Source organism: Streptomyces sp. SID3343, assembly GCF_009865215.1.
Classification (GTDB): domain Bacteria; phylum Actinomycetota; class Actinomycetes; order Streptomycetales; family Streptomycetaceae; genus Embleya.
Genome location: NZ_WWJX01000533.1, coordinates 1 through 1,646 on the forward strand (window position 1 = coordinate 1; position 1,646 = coordinate 1,646).

Sequence of the window (1,646 nt, forward strand, 5' to 3'; positions counted from 1 at the left end):
GCGGGTGGGAACAACTCCCGCGCCGCAGGCCAAACGGCGCCGCAGGCCAACCGGCAGGCCCGGGTCGTACCGCCACCGCCGCCCGCCGCCCAAAGGCCACACGGCCACACGGCCACACGGCCACACGGCCACACGGCCACACGGCCACACGGCCACACGGCCACACGGCCACACGGCCAAAAGCTACCCCGCCTCGCTCAGGTCCTCGTCCGAAGAGGCGGCCAAGGCGTCGGCCAATACCGGGTGAACGTCGAACAACCGCCGCAACCCCAACGCCGTGAAGACCCGATTGACGTGGTGGTCGTTGTTGCGCGGCATGACCAACCGCAACGAGCCCCCGGTGGACCGCAGCAACCGCCGCGCCGCCACCAACGTCCCGATCCCCGTCGAATCGCAGAACTCGACCCCGGTGAGTTCGAGCACGATGCGATGATGGCCCTCGGCCACCGCGCGTCTGACGTGTTCGCGCAGTTCCGGCACGACCGCGTAGTCCACCTCGCCGGCCACGTGCAGCACGGTCCAGCCCTGGAGATCGGCGTCCTTGATCACCTGAAGAGTCACGTGCCGACAGTCCCCTCGCCCGATCCTGGCCGTGACCGCGTGGCGGGCTGAGTGGAGCGACCGGTGACCCGTCCCCCGTCGGATGCACCGACGGATCCGGGAGCAGTCCCAGTCACGCGGCTCGGAAACCGGGTGGTCGGCCCGGCCTGTGACCTACCGTAGTGGGCGACCAGGCCGGCCGCAGTGACGATCCGGTCACGTACGGATCTCGTTTGCAGCGTACACGGATCTTCCGGGCACCCCGCAGCACCAACCACTCCGCTTTTCGCACCCACCCCATGACGGACCGTCACATCGGACGGTCCGTCACATCCGCGCGGCCCACCTCGGACGAACCGTCAAATCCCGGCCCACGGCACCTGCGTGACCACCGTGCACGACCCGGGCGCGATCTCGGTGAATCCCGCGTCCCGCACCACCGGCCGCCCGCTCGCGGTCAACGCCGGCCACGCGAGCGGATCCGCGACCCGTACCGCGAGGTCGAAATCGCGCGCCACCCACGCCTCGCGCGCCGCCGGACCCATCTCCATCCACGCGATGTGCGCGCCGTGTCCGACCTGCGCCATGGCCTTGCCTGCCGTCATCTCCAGGGCCGGGTTGAGCCACAACACCGCCTGTCCGACCGCCGGCGCCGGCGGCGGCGTGGTCGGCGCGTCGAGGTCCGTCCCCGACACCTGGAGCTTGACCAACTCCTTGGGCCACGCGTCCAGCGGGATCGGCGGATACACCCGAACCTCCGCGCTCGCGTGCGCGATCGTGATCCCCGGCAGCGTCCCCGCCCGTCGCCACTCCGCGCCGCGGGCCCGCCGCACCACCTTGCGAATGCGGTTGTCCTGCCACGCCCGCACCGCGTCGTACCACTCGCCCTCGGGCGCGGTGGAGCGCTCGTCGGCCAACAGGACCAGGACCGCGCGCGCCGCCGCCTCCAGCGCGTCGGTACGCGCCGGCGGCGCGTCCTTCTCGATGTGGACGACGAGCGGCAGGACGTATTCGACGGTGCTGTCGAGTTCGATGGTGCTCACGAGAAGATCATGCCCGGTCGAACGAGCCGAATCGAACGCCCTGTCCGCCGCGCACCCACCAGC

At 71.1% G+C, this 1,646-nt stretch carries 2 protein-coding genes; both read right to left on the reverse strand.

Annotation, left to right across the window (positions count from 1 at the left end; translation table 11 throughout):
• Nucleotides 1-183: 183 nt before the first annotated feature.
• A complete protein-coding gene (locus tag GT354_RS16655; protein ID WP_161357092.1) occupies nt 184-561 on the reverse strand; it encodes an STAS domain-containing protein in 378 nt (125 codons plus the stop codon).
• A gap of 338 nt (nt 562-899) precedes the next feature.
• Entirely contained in the window at nt 900-1,583 is a 684-nt protein-coding gene (locus GT354_RS16660; RefSeq protein WP_161357093.1) for a peptidyl-tRNA hydrolase, read from the reverse strand.
• Nucleotides 1,584-1,646: the final 63 nt, after the last annotated feature.